Genomic DNA, 15,677 nt, shown 5'->3' with positions numbered 1-15,677 from the left:
CTAGGGGCCGGTGCCGGACGCGGCCTTGTCGCAGATCAAACGGCGGCGGGCCGGCGTTTGCGGCGGATCAGCCCGCCGGCGCACGCGCGCCGCGCGCTCATTCCTCGACGTGCAGCCCGTGCTCCACCGCGTACACGGCGACCTGCACGCGGCTGGTGAGGTTGAGCTTCTTCAGCACGTTCTGCACATGGATCTTGACCGTGCTTTCGCTGACGTCCAGCTCGCGCGCGATGACCTTGTTGCTGGCGCCCCGCGCCAGGTACTGCACGATCTGCGTCTCGCGCGCGGTCAGCCTGTGGCGCTCGCCCTGCCCAGCCGGCTGCGCGCCAGCCTGGGCCTGGCCACGGAACTGCTCGACCAGCTTGGCGGTCATGCTCTGCGCGATGACCGGTTCGCCGCCCGCCGCGCGGCGGATCGCGCTGGTCAGCGCCTCGGCGTCGATGTTCTTGACCAGATAGCCGCGCGCGCCGTCGCGCAGCGCCTGCCCCAGCTCGTCGGCCTCTTCCGACACGGTCAGGATGATGACCGCACAGGACGGCAGGTCCTGCACCAGCAGTTGCAGCGTTTCCAGGCCGGACAGGCCCGGCAGGTTCAGGTCCAGCAGCACCACGTCGGGCTTGAGTTCCTTGGCCCGCTTCAGGCCCTCGACCCCGTCGCCGGCCTCGGCCACGATCTCGAAATCGGGCTGGCGCTGCAACAGCAGGCGCAGGCCCGAGCGGAACAGCGTGTGGTCGTCGACAAGAAGGATTCGGATGGGCATGGTATTGCGTCGTTCAGTTATGGAAAGCACCGGCGTGCAGCGCTTCGGGGGTGGGCTACCCCTCCCCTTAGGCGGCCAGGCGTTCTGCGCCGGGCAGTGTCAAGAGGACTCGCGTGCCCTGGCCGGGCCGCGATTCGAGTTTTATGACGGCGCGCAGGCGCGCCGCGCGCTCGCGCATGATGTGCAGGCCGACATGGGCCTCGCCACGGGCGGCCACTTCCTCGGCGTCGTAGCCCTGCCCGTCGTCGCTGATGCTGAGCACGAAATCGCGCCCGTCCTCGACCTCGACGCGCACGCGCGCGGCCTCGGAATGCTTGCGCACGTTGGACAGCGCTTCCTGCAGGATGAACAGCACCTGCAGTTGTTGGTCCGGCGCCAGCGGCGCGCCCTGGCGCTCGCCCACGACCAGCTCGGTATCCATGCCGGTCTGGCGGCGGAAGCGGTCCACCGTGTCCTCGATCGCCACGTACAGGTCGCCCTGCGACAGCTTGCTGCGGAAATTGGTCAGCAGCTCGCGCACGTCCTGGTAGCTTTCATCCACGCCGGTGCGCAGCAGCGGCAGGATTTCATCGACCTCGGCGGCGTCGCCGCGCTTGACCGCCCCGTCCAGCATCTGCAATTGCAGGTTCAGGAAATTCAGGCCCTGGGCCAGGCTGTCGTGCAGCCCCTGCGCCACCAGGCCGCGCTCCTGCACCACCGCCAGCTGCCGCGCCTGGGCGCTCAGGCGGCGGTTGTCCAGCGCCACGCCCAGGTGCTGGCCCAGCGTTTCGAGCAGCTGCGATTCGGCAGGCGCCAGCTTGCGCTGGCTGCGGAAATGCAGCGAATACGAACCCAGCACCTCATCGCGCGCGACGATGCGGAAAACGGCCACGCTGGCGAAGCCCTCACGCTGGCAGTTCAGGTCCAGGCTGGGCGGCGCGTGGCGGAAGTCCTGGATCACGATCACCCCGGCCTTGCGGGTGGCGACGCCGCAATAACAGTCGTCCACGCGCATGCAGTGCTCGGACTCGACCAGCGCGTCCGACAGGCCCACCGACACCATCAGGTTGAGCTTTTCGTTGTTCGGGTCGAGCGCGCGAATGCTGCCGCCCTCGGCGTCGAATTGCAGCATGACGCGCCGCAGGAAGCCGTCGCACAGCGCCTCGATCTCGTTGGGCTGGTTGAGGAAGGCCGCCATGTCGTAGAGCGCGCCGATGTCGCGGTTCTGCGCCGCCAGCTGGGCCGTCTTCTGCTCCACACGCTGCTCCAGCCCGGTGTACAGCCCTTGCAGCTCGTCGGCCATGCGGTTGAAGCCGCGCGCCAGCACGCCGAACTCGTCGCGGCTTTCCACCGGCAGCCGGGTGCTGAACTCGCGCGCCGCCATGCGCTGCAGGCCGTCGCGCAGGCGCAGCACGGGCGAGATGATCCACAGGTACAGCAGATAGATCATGGCCAGCGTGCCGGCGCTGGCGATCGCCGCCAGCACGCCTTGCGACAGCCGCAGCATCGTGGTCTTGCCGGCGTTGTCCTGCTCGATCATGCGCACCAGCGTGTCAGCCTTGGCCACGAACTCCGGCAGCGTCTCCAGGTAGTAGGCGGCGTCGGGCTGGCCCAGGGCGCGCATGGCCGAGGGCTTCATGATCTCGCGCCAGTAGCCGGCCACCTCGCTCCACTGCTTGCGGATGCCTTCGTCATTGGGAATGAACAGCGGCCGCGCCGGATTGCCCTTGGCCAGCCGCGCGATGGTCTCGTCCATGAGCAGGATCTGCTCGTCGGTGCGCACCTTGCGTCCTTCCTGCGGCCGCATCAGCTCCACCGCCACCCGGTTGGCGCGCATGCGCAGGCTGCCGGTATCGTTGATGGCCGCGCCCGCGCCTTCCAGCTGCCAGGACAGCCACAGCGTCCAGCTGATCATGGACAGCACCACCACCAACGCGGCCAGCGAGGTGGCGATGATGCGCGTGGACAGGCGATGCCGGGGTGACGGCAGGCCGCCGGGGTCGGTTCTGGAATCGATAGGGGTCATGAATGTCTTGCTTGCCGGGCCGGCATGGCGCCAGTGTAGTCCTTCGGCGGCCGGTTACAGATTGGTCCTGGCCCGCCCGGCGGGGAAAGCCTAGGCTTTCCCCGGCGCCAGCCCCAGCGTGCTGCAAATGAACGCCGCCACAGCGTCCGGCTCGTTCAGCGGCAGGCATGGCAGCGTCGTATCTAGCGCCGCGTCCGTGACCACGGCCAGGAAGCCGCCGTCCTCGGCGTGCAGCGCCGGCTTGCCCAACGCCGGCCGGTAGACCTCGAGGCGCGGGATCGCGGCCTGCTTGAAGCCTTCCACCAGCACCAGATCGGCCGGCGCCAGCCGTTCGAGCTGCTGCGTCAGCGTGGGTTCGGTTCCGCCGCGCAGCTCGTGCACGATGGCATAGCGGTACGGCGAGGCCACCATCACCTCGTGCGCGCCGGCCAGGCGGAAGCGCGCGCTGTCCTTGCCGGGCGGCTCCATCTCGAAATCGTGGTGGCTGTGCTTGATCACGCTGACCGCCAGCCCGCGCGCGCGCAGCAGCGGCAGCATGGCTTCGATCAGGGTGGTCTTGCCGCTGCCGGAACGGCCGGCGATGCCGAAGACTGGGGTCATGCAAGCTCCGTGAACAGGGGGCAGACGATGGGCAGGAAGCCGTCCGCGCGCTGCGAGTATGCCAGCAAAGCGCCCGCCACCAGGTCGAAATACCAGCCATGCAGGGTCAGCGTGCCGGCCTCCAGCGCCCGCCGCACGCAGGGCAGCGACTCCAGGTTGCGCAGCGAGATCAGGATGGAGGCCTGTTCGCAGGCGCGCCGGCGCTCGGCGTCCGGCGCGTCCGGCATCTGGTTCAGCACACGCTGGCGCGCCGGCTCGGCGATGTCCATCCAGCGGTTCAGGTAGTCCGGCTCGCCGGCCGTGCCGGCGGGCCGCTCCATCAACGCGCGGATGCCGCCGCAATGCGCGTGGCCCAGCACGATGATGCGGCCGACCTTGAGCTGGTCCACCGCGAATTGGATCGCGGCCAGCACGCCGTGATGGCCCTGGTCGCGGTCGGCCGGCGGCACCAGGTTGGCGACGTTGCGCACGGTGAAGATGTCGCCGGGATCGCAGCCCAGCAGCATGGCCGGGTCCACCCGCGAATCGCAGCAGCCGATCAGCAGCGTGCTGGGGTGCTGGCCGTCGCGCAGGTTGCGGTACAGCGAGGGCGCGGCCTCGTAGTACTGGTACTGGAAGCGCTGGAAACCGTCGATGAAGCGTTCGATATCGCGCATCTCAGCCTCCCGTCTGCGCCATGAAGCGCAGCACGCGCTCGGGCCGGGCGTTGAAGTCGTGCCGCTCCGGCTTGGCGGCGATGCCGGCCAATAGCGCGCCGCGCAGCTCGGCGTCGCTGGCGCCGGCGCGCAGCATGCGGCCCAGCGGCACCTGGTCTTCCTGGCCCAGGCACAGGTAGAGCGTGCCGTCCGCGCCCAGCCGCACGCGGTTGCAGGCGGCGCAGAAGTGACGCGACATGGGCGTGATCACGCCCAGCACATGGGTTTGGCCGTCGGCGGTCCAGTAGCGCGCCGGGCCGGCGCCGCCGGCCGCCAGCGCCGGCACCAGGCCATGACGGGCCGCCAGCCGCGCGCCCAGCGCGTTCAGGTCGACATGCTCATGGGCGCGGCCGCAGTCGCCCATGGGCATGGGCTCGATCAGGCGCAGCACGAAGCCCTGCTCGCGGGCATAGGCCAGCAGCCGCTCTACGTCATCTTCAGGCGTGGCGGCATGCACCACGCTGTTGAGCTTGACCGGCGCGAAACCGGCCTCGCGCGCGGCGCGCAGCCCGTCCAGCACATCGGCCAGGCAGTCGCGCCCGGTGATGGCCTGGAAGCGGGCGGCGTCCAGCGTGTCCAGGCTGACATTCAGGCGCCGCACCCCGGCCTGGCGCAGCGAGCGCGCATGGCGCGCCAGCCGCGTGCCGTTGGTGGACAGCGACAAGTCGCTCAGGCCCGGCATGGCCGCGATGGCCGCCGCCAGCCCGGCGACGCCGCCGCGCGTCAGCGGCTCGCCGCCAGTCAGGCGCACCTTGCGCACGCCGTTGTCGACGAACAAACGCACCAGCCGCGCCATCTCCTCGTGGCTGAGCCAGTTGGCCGGAATCTCGGCGCCCTTGTAGTCCTTGGGCAGGCAGTAGGTGCAGCGCAAATCGCAGCGGTCGGTGACGGAGACGCGCAGATAGTCGATGCGGCGGCCATGGCCGTCGATCAGACCGGCGCCCGCGCGCGCCGACGCGGGCGAGGACGGGGCGCCGGGCGCCACGGCAGAGGCCTTGACGGATGCAGCAGCGGATTCAGAAACAGACTCACGAACAGACGGGGGCTTCATGGCGCGCTCCCGCCGCCGAACACGCGCTCGGGCTCGCCGTCGTCCAGGTCGATGCCCTCGACGCTGGCGCGCCCCACCAGCAGCTTGAGGTACTGGCGCCACGCCGTGTCCCGGCTCACCGAGGACAGGGCATGGGCGATCTGCTGCGCCACCTGCTCATAGGCCAGCATGCGCCCTTCGATGCGGCGCGTGACGCGCACGATGTGCAGGCCATGGCGGGTTTCCAGCAGCTGCGGCAGCAGGCCGCCGGCGGGCAAGGCGAACACGGCGCGCTCGAACTCCGGCACCGTGTCGCCGCGCCCGAGCTGGCCCAGGCTGCCGCCGACCGCGGCCGACGGACAGTTGGACTGCTCGCGCGCCACCTCGGCGAAGCGCGACGGGTCGGCCATCAGCTCGTCCAGCACCACCCTGGCGTGGGCGCGCAGCATGTCCAGGTTCACGCCGGGCGTGACCTGGAACAGAATATGGTCGGCTTCGATCAGCTCGCCCACCATGAAGCGCTCGGGATGGGTCTGGTAGAAGCGGCGGCAGGCCGCCTCGTCGGCCTCCGGCGCCCTCGCCTCGCTGGCCAGCAGCGCGCCGATGGCGACTTCCTCGTCCTCCGCGTCCAGCCCCTGCCGGCCGGCCTCGTCCAGCAGCACCCGGCGCAGCACCAGCGCGGTGATGGCGCTACGCATCGGGTTGCTGGCGTCGGCGTGGCGCGGCAATTCACGTTCCAGATCGGCATCGTTCAGTTCGACGCCATTGACGATGACAGGCATGTTCGACTCCTTCGTGTTCCGGGACGCGGCTCAGCGCGGACGCACCAGCTGCCAGGCGCGGCCCAGGTAGCCCAGCGAGGCAAAGCCGCTCCAGACGTGCACCAGCCGGGTGAAGGGAAAGATCACGAACAGCGTGAGCCCCATGAACAGGTGCGCCTTGAACACCGGCGAGACGCCGGCGATGTGGCTGGCGGCGTCGCCCTGGAAGGTGACGATGTGCTGCGCCCAGGTCATCAGCCTGACCATCACCTCGCCGTCCATGTGACCGGCGGACAGCGCGATGGTCGACAGGCCCAGCAGCAGCGTGACCAGGATCCAGAGCAGCAGCAGCTTGTCGCCCGGCTTGGTGGTGGCGGCGATGCGCGGATCGCTCATGCGGCGGTGGATCAGGATCAACAGGCCGATCAGGCACAGCCCGCCCATCACGCCGCCGGCCACCATGGCGACCATCTGCTTGAGCGAATGCGACACGCCCAGCGTGTCCCAGACCACCACCGGCGTCAGCAGGCCGACGGCGTGGCCGAAGAACAGGCCCAGGATGCCGACGTGGAACAGGATGTTGCCCAGTCGCAGGCGGCCGTGGTGCAGCAGCTGCGAGCTGTCGGTCTTCCAGGTGTACTGCTCGCGCTCGAAGCGGACCAGGCTGCCCAAAAGAAAGACGGTCAAGGCAATGTAGGGATAGATGCCGAAGAAGAACTGGTTCAGGGTGTTCATGATGCGTGTTCCTGGCAGCGGTCAGCGGGCGGCCGTCCCGCGGGGGTAGAAATGCACCGCGTGCGCGCCGCCCTGGGCGGCCGGGCGCAGCAGCGGCTCGATGCCGTCCGGGCCGGCGCCGAAGGTCTCCATGGCCTCGTCCATGTCGCGTACCGGCGCCTCGGTCTGCTCGCGCGGCGTCACGGCGGACAGGTCGCGCAGCACGGCGAAGACGCAGGCGTAGGGGCTGTCGTTGCGCGCCAGCCGCGAACCGATGGCGGCCAGCACGTGGATGGCCTCGTCCAGCAGCGCCTGGGCCTGGTCGGCGTCGATCACGCCCAGGAACTCCAGGAACAGCGGCACGTGGTCCGGCAGTTCCGACACCACGGGTTCAAAGCCATGGTCGCGGTAGGTCTGCAGCAGGTCCACCATGGCCTGGCCCCGGTCGCGGCTTTCGCCATGCACGTGCTCGAACAGGTGCAGCGAGTGCGAGCGATTGCGGTCGAAGGTGGCGACGTAGGTTTCCTGCAGCGGGATCAGGGCCTGGCCGCCCAGCCAGGCGGTCAGGGGTTCCAGCGTCTCGCCGGCCCAGGGGTGGTCGGCCAACGCCGCGTCGATCTCGGGCAAGGCGTCCAGCAGTTCCTGCTCGGGGTAGCTGAGCAGCGCGGAAAGCAGTCGGTACAAGCTCATCGTGTTCTCCTTTGCTCAGGCCGCGGCGGCCTTCTTGCGGGACTTGGGCATGTCGATGAAGATCTCGCTGCCCTGCGGCTTCTTGCCGAACAGCGAGCCCTCGGACACGCCGCCGGAGCAGCCGTTGCCGAAGGTGAAGCCGCAGCTGCCCTTCTCGTTGAAGCTGTCCTCGACCATTTCCTTGTGGCTGCTCGGCACCACGAAGCGGTCCTCGTAGTCGGCGATGGCCATGATGCGGTACATGTCCTGCACGGTGGCGTCGTCCAGGCCGACCCGGGCCAGCAGCTCGCTGTCCAGTTCGCCGTGCACGGTCTCCGAGCGCTTGTAGGCGCGCATGGCCAGCATGCGCTCCAGCGCCAGCAGCACCGGCTCTTCCTTGCCCGCCGTCAGCAGGTTGGCCAGGTAGCGCACGGGGATGCGCAGGCTGGACACGTCCGGGATCATGGCGCTCTTGCCCACGGTGCGGGTCGGCATCTTGCCGGACTCGGCGGCCGTCTGGATCGGCGACAGCGGCGGGATGTACCAGACCATGGGCAGCGTGCGGTATTCCGGGTGCAGCGGGAAGGCCACGCGCCATTGCACGGCCATCTTGTAGACCGGCGACTTGCGGGCGGCCTCCAGCCAGGACTCGGGAATGCCCTGCTCGCGCGCGGCGGCGATCACCTCGGGCGAGTGCGGATCCAGGAACAGGTCCAGCTGCGACTGGTACAGGTCCTGCTCGCTGGCCACGGCGGCGGCGCGCTCGATCTGGTCGGCGTCGTACAGCATCACGCCCAGGTAGCGGATCCGGCCCACGCAGGTCTCGGAGCACACGGTCGGCTGGCCGGCCTCGATGCGCGGATAGCAGAAGGTGCACTTCTCGGCCTTGCCGCTCTGCCAGTTGTAGTAGATCTTCTTGTACGGGCAGCCGGAGATGCACATGCGCCAGCCCCGGCACTTGTCCTGGTCCACCAGCACGATGCCGTCGTCCTCGCGCTTGTAGATCGAGCCGGACGGGCAGCTGGCGACACAGGCCGGGTTCAGGCAGTGCTCGCACAGGCGCGGCAGGTACATCATGAAGGTGTTCTCGAAGGTCGAGTACATCTCCTTCTGCACGCCCTCGAACAGCTGGTCGCGGCTGCGCGCGCTGAACTCGCCGCCCAGGTCGTCTTCCCAGTTCGGGCCCCAATGGATCTTGTCCATCTTCTTGCCGGTCAGCACCGACACCGGGCGCGCGGTCGGCGGCGTCTGCGACAGCGGCGCGTTCTTCAGGTGCTCGTAGTCGTAGGTGAAGGGCTCGTAGTAGTCGTCGATCTGCGGCAGGTTCGGGTTGGCGAACAGATTGGCCAGGATGCGCAGCTTGCCGCCCTGGCGCGGTTCCAGCTTGCCGCTGGCCGTGCGGTTCCAGCCGCCCTTCCACTTTCCCTGGTTCTCCCATTCCTTGGGATAGCCGATGCCGGGCTTGGTTTCCACGTTGTTGAACCAGGCGTACTCGACGCCATCGCGGCTGGTCCAGACGTTCTTGCAGGTGACCGAGCAGGTATGGCAGCCGATGCACTTGTCCAGGTTCAGCACCATGCCGATTTGGGCGCGTATCCTCATGATTGCTTCTCTTCTTGTTGCGTTTCAACCAACGGGCCTTCAAGCCAGTCCACTTTCTTCATCTTGCGCAGCACCACGAATTCATCGCGGTTGGCGCCCACGGTGCCGTAGTAGTTGAAGCCGTAGGCCTGCTGCGCATAGCCGCCGATCATGTGGGTGGGCTTGAGCACGGTGCGGGTGACGGAGTTGTGGATGCCGCCGCGCTTGCCGCTGGTCTCCGCGCCCGGCACGTTCACGATCTTTTCCTGGGCGTGGTACATCAGGCACATGCCCACCGGCACGCGCTGGCTCACCACCACCCGCGCGGTCAGCGTGCCGTTGACGTTGAAGACCTCGACCCAGTCGTTGTCCACCAGGCCGGCCTGCTTGGCCTCGGCCTCGGAGATCCACACGTGGGGACCGCCCCGGCTCAAGGTCAGCATGCGCAGGTTGTCCGAGTAGGTGCTGTGGATGCCCCACTTCTGGTGCGGCGTCAGCCAGTTCAGCACCAGCTCCTTCTCGCCGTTCGGATAGCGGCCCAGCATGGGCGCCACCGTCTTGGTGTCGATGGCCGGCTTGTAGACGCAGAAGCCTTCGCCGAAGTCCAGCATCCAGCGGTGATCCTGGTAGAACTGCTGGCGGCCGGTCAGGGTGCGCCATGGGATCAGCTCATGCACGTTGGTGTAGCCGGCGTTGTAGCTGACCTCCTCGCTTTCCAGGCCCGACCAGGTCGGCGCCGAGATGATCTTGCGCGGCTGCGCCTGGATATCGCGGAAGCGGATCTTGTCGTGCTCGCGGCCGATCGCCAGGTGGGCGTGCTCGCGGCCGGTGATCTTGCTCAATGCCTCCCAGGCCTTGACCGACACATGGCCGTTGGTCTCGGGCGCGAAGGTCAGGATCATCTCGGCGGCATCGATCGCCGTGTCCAGGCGCGGACGGCCCTGGCTCACGCCCGGCTCGCTGACGCTGTCGTTCAGGCCGGCCAGCTCGTGCACTTCGTGCTCGGTGTTCCAGTTGATGCCCTTGCCGCCGTTGCCCAGCTTGTCCAGCAAGGGGCCGACGGAGGTGAACTTGCGGTAGATGTCGTTGTAGTCGCGCTCGACCACGACCATGTTGGGCGCGGTCTTGCCCGGCACCAGGTCGCACTCGCCCAGCTTCCAGTCCTTGGGTTCGAAGGCCTGGCCCAGTTCTCCCGGGGTGTCGTGCATCAAGGGAGCCAGCACCAGGTCGCGGCGCTTGCCCAGGTAGGGGCCGCCGATCTCGCTGAAGCGCTTGGCCAGCAGCTTGTAGATCTCCCAGTCCGTCTTGCTTTCCCACAGCGGCTGCACCGCCTCGCTGAGCGGGTGGATGAACGGGTGCATGTCGGACGTGTTCAGGTCGTCCTTCTCGTACCAGGTGGCGGTCGGCAGCACGATGTCGCCGTACAGGCAGGTCGTGCTCATGCGGAAGTCCAGCACCGTCAGCAGGTCCAGCTTGCCCTCGGCGGCGTCGTCCTCATAGGCGACCTCGACCGGCTTGATGGCGTCGGCCTCGTCGCCGAACACGGCGTTCTGCGTGCCCAGCAGGTACTTCAGGAAATACTCGTGGCCCTTGCCGCTGGAGCCCAGGATGTTGGAGCGCCACACGAACATGTTGCGCGGGAAGTTGGCCGGATCGTCCGGGTTCTCGCAGGCCATCTGCAGCGCGCCCGACTTCAGGCCCTCGACCGCGTGCGCCACCGGGTCCTTGCCGGCCGCCTCGGCCTCGGCCACCAGGTCCAGCGGATTGGTGCGCAGCTGCGGCGCCGACGGCAGCCAGCCCATGCGCTCGGCGCGGGCGTTCAGGTCGATCATGCTGAGTTCGCCGTACTTGCTGCGGTCGGCGGTGGGGCCCAGCACTTCCTGCACGTTCAGCTTCTCGTGACGCCACTGGCTGGTGTGGGCGTAGAAGAACGAGGTGCCGTTCATCTGGCGCGGCGGGCGCGCCCAGTCCGAGGCGAAGGCCAGCGGCGCCCAGCCGAACTGCGGCCGCAGCTTTTCCTGGCCCACGTAGTGCGCCCAGCCGCCGCCGCTCTTGCCCACGCAGCCGCACATCATCAGCATGTTGATGATGCCGCGGTAGATCATGTCCATGTGGTACCAGTGGTTCAGGCCGGCGCCGACGATCACCATGGACTTGCCCTGGGTGTCGTGCGCGTTCTGCGCGAACTCGCGCGCCACCTGGATCACCTGGGCGCGCGGCACCGAGGTGTGCTTTTCCTGCCAGGCCGGGGTGTAGGGCACGTCGTCGTCATAGGACGTGGCGACATTGCCGCCGCCCAGGCCGCGATCCAGGCCGTAGTTGGCCATCTGCAGGTCGTACACGGTGGCGACCAGCGCGTCCGTGCCGTCGGCCAGGCGGATGCGGCGCGCCGGCACATTGCGCGTCAGCAGCTCGTCGTGCTCGCCGCCGAAGTACGGGAAGCCCACGCCCACGACCGCATCGGCCTGGTCGATCAGGGACAGACGCGGCGTGATGTCGCGGCCGCTGCCGCCGTCGCGCGCTTCCAGGTTCCAGCGGCCGACTTTCTCGCCGCCGTTGACCGCGCCCTCGCCCCAGCGGAAGCCGATGCTGCCGTTGGGCGCGACCAGGTCGCCGCTGTCCTCGTCATAGACCAGGGTCTTCCAATCCGGGTTGTTCTGCTCGCCCAGCGCGCCGTCCAGGTGCGAGGCGCGCAGGAAGTGGTCGGGGACGTGGCGGCCGTCACGCTCCTTGAGCAGCACCAGCATGGGCATGTCGGTGTAGCGGCGCACGTAGTCGCGGAAGTAGTCCGAGGCGCCGGACAGGTGGAATTCCTTCAGGATCACATGGCCCATGGCCATGGCCAGCGCGGCGTCGGTGCCCTGCTTGGGCGCCAGCCAGATGTCGCCGAACTTGACCATTTCGCCGAAGTCGCTGGACACGGCCACGGTCTTGGTGCCCTTGTAGCGGACCTCGGTGTAGAAGTGCGCGTCGGGCGTGCGGGTCTGCGGCACGTTCGAGCCCCAGACCATCAGGTAGGTGGAGTTGTACCAGTCGGCCGATTCCGGCACGTCGGTCTGCTCGCCCCAGACCTGCGGGCTGGCCGGCGGCAGGTCGCAGTACCAGTCGTAGAAGCTCAGGCAGGCGCCGCCCAGGAGGCTCAGGTAGCGCGCGCCGGCCGCGTAGCTGACCATGGACATGGCCGGGATCGGCGAGAAGCCGATCAGGCGGTCGGGGCCGAACTTCTTGATGGTGTAGGCGTTGGCGGCGGCGATGATCTCGGTGGCCGTGTCCCAGTCGGCGCGCACGAAGCCGCCCAGGCCGCGCACGGCCTTGTAGCGCTTGGCGCGGACCGGATCCTGGCTGATCCATTCCCAGGCCGCGATCGGGTCCATGGTCTTGCGGGCCTCGCGCCACATCTCGATCAGGCGGCCCCGGATCATCGGGTACTTCACGCGCTGGGCCGAGTAGACATACCAGCTGTAGGACGCGCCTCTGGGACAGCCGCGAGGCTCGTGGTTGGGCAGGTCCGGGCGCGTGCGCGGGTAGTCGGTCTGCTGCGTTTCCCAGGTGATCAGGCCGTTCTTGACGTAGACCTTCCACGAGCAGGAACCGGTGCAATTCACGCCGTGGGTCGAGCGCACGACCTTGTCGTGCTGCCAGCGCGCGCGGTAGGCGTTCTCCCAGCGGCGGTCCTCGTTGACCGTCTCGCCGTGCCCGTCCGCGAAGGTGGACTTCACCCTGGACATGAACTTCAGGCGATCCAGAAAATGACTCATTGTTGCTCTCCAAGAGCGCCGGCCCGGCCGGCGCATGCTGCTTGCTCTGCTTGCGAATCCACTTTAGGCCCGGGGCGCCGCGCCCGCCATTGCCCGCAGGCACAGGTCGGGCACGGCAGAATGACTAGTCACCCCGGTCATTGCTCAGCACGGCACCGGCGCGTTGCGGCGCGCGTACTGCCACCAGGTGATCAGCACGCAGGTGGCGTAGAAGGCGATGAAGCAATAGAGCGCCGCCTGCGCGCCGCCGGTCAGCTCCAGCGAGGTGCCGAAGCTGCGCGGGATGAAGAAACCGCCATAGGCGCCGATCGCGCCGGAGAAGCCCAGCACCGCGGCCGATTCCTTGGCGGCCTCGGCCAGCGCCTGCTTGCGCCCGGCCTCGCCCCGGCCCTCGGCGGCCTGGGTGCGCTCGCGCAGGAAGATCACCGGGATCATGCGGAAGGTCGAGCCGTTGCCCAGGCCGGTCAGCGCGAACAGCACGATGAACATGGCCAGGAAGCCGTTGAAGTCGCCGCCCTGCCCGTTCACCGGCATGAACATCATCACGCCCAGCACCGCCGCGATCATGCCGACGAAGGTGAACAGCGTGACGCGCGCGCCGCCCAGCTTGTCCGACACCCAGCCGCCGACCGGCCGCGTCAGCGAGCCCACCAGCGGCCCCAGGAAGGCATAGGCGGTGGGATCGACCTGCGGGAACAGCGTCTTGGTCAGCATGGCGAAACCGGCCGAGAAACCGATGAAGGAGCCGAAAGTGCCCACGTACAGCCAGCACATCAGCCAGTTGTGCTTGCGCTTGAAGATCACCGCCTGGTCGGCGAAGGACGCGCGCGCGTCAGCGATGTCGTTCATGCCGAACCAGGCCGCCAGCGAGGCCAGCGCGATCGGCAGCACCCAGATGAAGCCGGCGTTCTGCAGCCAGATGTTGGTCGCCGCGCCCTTGACCATGGCCTGCTGCGGATCGCCGCCCAGCGCGCCGAACATGCCGGCCGAGATCGCCACCGGCACGGCGAACTGCACCAGCGACACGCCCAGGTTGCCGATGCCGGCGTTCAGGCCGGTGGCCAGGCCCTTCTTTTCCTTGGGAAAGAAGAAGCTGATGTTGGCCATGCTGGAGCTGAAGTTGCCGCCGCCCAGGCCGCACAGCAGCGCCAGGATCAGCAGCGTCGGATAGGAGGTGGACGGATCGCGCAGCGCGAAGCCCATGCCCAGCGCCGGGATCAGCAGCGAGGCCGTCGAGATGGCGGTCCACTTGCGGCCGCCGAACACCGGCACCAGGAAGGAATAGAAGATGCGCAGCGTGGCGCCCGACAGCGCGGGCAGCGCCGTCAGCCAGAACATCTGGTTCTTGGACAGCATGAAGCCGGCGCGGTCCAGGTTGACCACCACCACGCTCCACAGCATCCAGATGCTGAAGGCCAGCATCAGCGCGGGGATGGAGATCCACAGGTTGCGGTTGGCGATGCGCGCGCCGGTCTGTTGCCAGAAGCCGGGATTCTCCGGCTCCCAGCGCTGCAGGACATGAGTGGACATAGGGTTCTCGCTAGAAGGGAGGAATCAGGCCGGCTGGCGCCGGGCGATGGCCGCGCTTTCGGGCCGGAAACTGAAGTGCATGAAGATGAGCGACACGCAGACCGTGCCGTACAGCAGCATGAAGGCGCTGGAGCGCACGCCGGTCAGGTCCAGCAGCACGCCGAACAGGATGGGCAGGATGAAGCCGCCCAGGCCGCCGGCCAGGCCGACGATGCCGGACACCGCGCCGATGTTCTGGCCGAACTCGTCCGAGATGAACTTGAAGACCGAGGCCTTGCCGACGGCCATGGCGATGCCGACCACGAACAGCAGCACGGTGAAGGGGATGGGACCGAGCGCGATCTCGAAGCTGCGCGGGCCGGCGGCGGTCATGATGGTGAACTGCGTCTGCGGGTAGCTGAGCAGGAAGAACGCGACCCAGCACACCCACATCACCCACCAGGTGGTCTTGTAGGCGCCGTAGCGGTCCGAGATCCAGCCGCCCACCGCGCGCAGCACGCCGCCGGGCAGCGAGAAGCAGGCCGCCAGCAGCGCAGCCAGCTTCATGTCGAAGCCGTATTCGCCGATGTAGTACTTGGTCATCCACAGCGCCAGCGCCACATAGCCGCCGAACACCACCGAGTAGTACTGGCAGTAGCGCCACACGCGCGGGTCCTTGAGCATGGCGAACTGGGCCTTCAGGCTGGCGCCGCCCGTGACGCGATGCGCCGGATCGGACGACGAGAACAGCCAGAACAGCACAGCCGTCACCAGCAGCGCCACCGCGTACACCTGCGGCACGATGACCCAGGCGCCGCCGGCGGCCGCGATCAGCGCCGGCGCCACGAACTTGGTGATGGCCGAGCCGGAGTTGCCGGCGCCGAACACGCCCATGGCCAGGCCCTGCTTGTTGCGCGGGAACCAGCGCGCCACATAGGGCGTGCCGACCGAGAACGAGCCGCCCGTCAGGCCGACGAACAGCGCCAGCACCAGGAAGTGCCAATACTCGGTGGCGTAGGACAGCAGCCAGATCGGCACCACGGCCAGCAGCATCAGCACGAAGAACACCGGACGGCCGCCGTAGCGGTCGGTCCAGATGCCCAGCGGCACGCGCACCAGCGAGCCGGTCAGCACCGGCATGGCGGCCAGCAGGCCGAATTCCGTCTCGGACAGGCCGAGCTGCTGCTTGATGGGGATGCCCAACACCGCGAAGATCATCCATACCGCGAAGCAGATGGTGAAGGCGAAGGTGCTGGAGACCAGCACGCGCATGGGCGCGCCGGGCCGGGTATGACTGGGTGATGCTGTCATGGTCGTTCTCGCTTTGCTGACGGATCTATCCGACGAATACATGCGCTCAGACTAGGGATACCCCGCCGCGCGCGCCATTCGCCGGCCGACCATCCGGCCGCGCCGATGTGACTAGTCACCCCCTGCCCGGGAGCCAGGTTTGCGCCAGATCAAATCCACGCGCTGGCGCGGCTTGCGGGCCGGCATTAATATGCATTTGAAATACACCTTAAAAGCCGGCCCTGCCGGTTCCATGCACAGGGCGCCACACGGCGCGTGTCCACCATGAGCAGCCTGCTTTCCAT

Annotated in this window: 12 protein-coding genes; all 12 read right to left on the bottom strand. The window is 68.2% G+C overall.

The annotated features are described in order from the left end of the window. Positions 1 to 97: 97 nt before the first annotated feature. Positions 98 to 760, bottom strand: a complete 663-nt coding sequence (locus tag KDH83_RS09115) for a response regulator transcription factor (RefSeq protein WP_212314629.1) — start codon at positions 758 to 760, stop codon at positions 98 to 100. A gap of 67 nt (positions 761 to 827) precedes the next feature. After that, positions 828 to 2,765 carry a type IV pili methyl-accepting chemotaxis transducer N-terminal domain-containing protein gene (locus tag KDH83_RS09110; protein ID WP_212314628.1) on the bottom strand — a complete coding sequence of 646 codons (1,938 nt, stop codon included), beginning with the start codon at positions 2,763 to 2,765 and terminating at the stop codon, positions 828 to 830. A 90-nt stretch (positions 2,766 to 2,855) separates the two neighbouring features. Further along, entirely contained in the window at positions 2,856 to 3,365 is a 510-nt protein-coding gene (mobB, locus tag KDH83_RS09105; RefSeq protein WP_212314626.1) for a molybdopterin-guanine dinucleotide biosynthesis protein B, read from the bottom strand. Continuing rightward, positions 3,362 to 4,021, bottom strand: a complete 660-nt coding sequence (locus KDH83_RS09100; RefSeq protein WP_212314624.1) for a carbonic anhydrase — start codon at positions 4,019 to 4,021, stop codon at positions 3,362 to 3,364. Before KDH83_RS09100 ends, mobB begins: the two co-directional genes overlap by 4 nt. Position 4,022: 1 nt before the next feature. Continuing rightward, positions 4,023 to 5,045 carry a GTP 3',8-cyclase MoaA gene (gene moaA / locus KDH83_RS09095; protein ID WP_349291610.1) on the bottom strand — a complete coding sequence of 341 codons (1,023 nt, stop codon included), beginning with the start codon at positions 5,043 to 5,045 and terminating at the stop codon, positions 4,023 to 4,025. A gap of 62 nt (positions 5,046 to 5,107) precedes the next feature. Beyond that, the gene (locus KDH83_RS09090) at positions 5,108 to 5,872 is read right to left on the bottom strand and encodes a peptidylprolyl isomerase (RefSeq protein WP_212314620.1); all 765 of its coding nucleotides are present in this window, start codon (positions 5,870 to 5,872) and stop codon (positions 5,108 to 5,110) included. A 30-nt stretch (positions 5,873 to 5,902) separates the two neighbouring features. Further along, on the bottom strand, positions 5,903 to 6,586 hold the full coding sequence (gene narI / locus KDH83_RS09085; protein ID WP_212314618.1) for a respiratory nitrate reductase subunit gamma: 684 nt from the start codon (positions 6,584 to 6,586) through the stop codon (positions 5,903 to 5,905). Positions 6,587 to 6,607: 21 nt separating this feature from the next. After that, positions 6,608 to 7,255, bottom strand: coding sequence for a nitrate reductase molybdenum cofactor assembly chaperone (gene narJ / locus KDH83_RS09080; protein WP_212314617.1), 648 nt, complete (start codon positions 7,253 to 7,255; stop codon positions 6,608 to 6,610). A gap of 15 nt (positions 7,256 to 7,270) precedes the next feature. Then, entirely contained in the window at positions 7,271 to 8,836 is a 1,566-nt protein-coding gene (narH, locus tag KDH83_RS09075; protein WP_212314616.1) for a nitrate reductase subunit beta, read from the bottom strand. Beyond that, positions 8,833 to 12,573 carry a nitrate reductase subunit alpha gene (locus KDH83_RS09070; RefSeq protein WP_212314610.1) on the bottom strand — a complete coding sequence of 1,247 codons (3,741 nt, stop codon included), beginning with the start codon at positions 12,571 to 12,573 and terminating at the stop codon, positions 8,833 to 8,835. The genes narH and KDH83_RS09070 overlap by 4 nt, the downstream gene beginning before the upstream one ends. A gap of 144 nt (positions 12,574 to 12,717) precedes the next feature. Continuing rightward, complete coding sequence (locus KDH83_RS09065) at positions 12,718 to 14,103, bottom strand: NarK family nitrate/nitrite MFS transporter (RefSeq protein ID WP_212314608.1); 1,386 nt, start codon at positions 14,101 to 14,103, stop codon at positions 12,718 to 12,720. Between the two features lie 24 nt (positions 14,104 to 14,127). Further along, positions 14,128 to 15,354: a nitrate/nitrite transporter gene (locus KDH83_RS09060; protein ID WP_103274263.1), complete on the bottom strand. Its 1,227-nt coding sequence runs from the start codon at positions 15,352 to 15,354 to the stop codon at positions 14,128 to 14,130. Positions 15,355 to 15,677 lie beyond the last annotated feature (323 nt).

The organism is Achromobacter sp. Marseille-Q0513, from assembly GCF_018195695.1.
Lineage (GTDB): Bacteria > Pseudomonadota > Gammaproteobacteria > Burkholderiales > Burkholderiaceae_B > Achromobacter.
The sequence above is the reverse complement of the archived record's forward strand: the minus strand, read 5'-3'. Positions and strand labels throughout refer to the sequence as shown.

Coding starts and splice junctions, on each gene's coding strand:
- KDH83_RS09115 (WP_212314629.1), bottom strand. CDS start 760: ATGCCCATCCGAATCCTTCTTGTCGACGACCACACGCTGTTCCGCTCG.
- KDH83_RS09110 (WP_212314628.1), bottom strand. CDS start 2,765: ATGACCCCTATCGATTCCAGAACCGACCCCGGCGGCCTGCCGTCACCC.
- mobB (WP_212314626.1), bottom strand. CDS start 3,365: ATGACCCCAGTCTTCGGCATCGCCGGCCGTTCCGGCAGCGGCAAGACC.
- KDH83_RS09100 (WP_212314624.1), bottom strand. CDS start 4,021: ATGCGCGATATCGAACGCTTCATCGACGGTTTCCAGCGCTTCCAGTAC.
- KDH83_RS09090 (WP_212314620.1), bottom strand. CDS start 5,872: ATGCCTGTCATCGTCAATGGCGTCGAACTGAACGATGCCGATCTGGAA.
- narI (WP_212314618.1), bottom strand. CDS start 6,586: ATGAACACCCTGAACCAGTTCTTCTTCGGCATCTATCCCTACATTGCC.
- narJ (WP_212314617.1), bottom strand. CDS start 7,255: ATGAGCTTGTACCGACTGCTTTCCGCGCTGCTCAGCTACCCCGAGCAG.
- narH (WP_212314616.1), bottom strand. CDS start 8,836: ATGAGGATACGCGCCCAAATCGGCATGGTGCTGAACCTGGACAAGTGC.
- KDH83_RS09070 (WP_212314610.1), bottom strand. CDS start 12,573: ATGAGTCATTTTCTGGATCGCCTGAAGTTCATGTCCAGGGTGAAGTCC.
- KDH83_RS09065 (WP_212314608.1), bottom strand. CDS start 14,103: ATGTCCACTCATGTCCTGCAGCGCTGGGAGCCGGAGAATCCCGGCTTC.
- KDH83_RS09060 (WP_103274263.1), bottom strand. CDS start 15,354: ATGCGCGTGCTGGTCTCCAGCACCTTCGCCTTCACCATCTGCTTCGCG.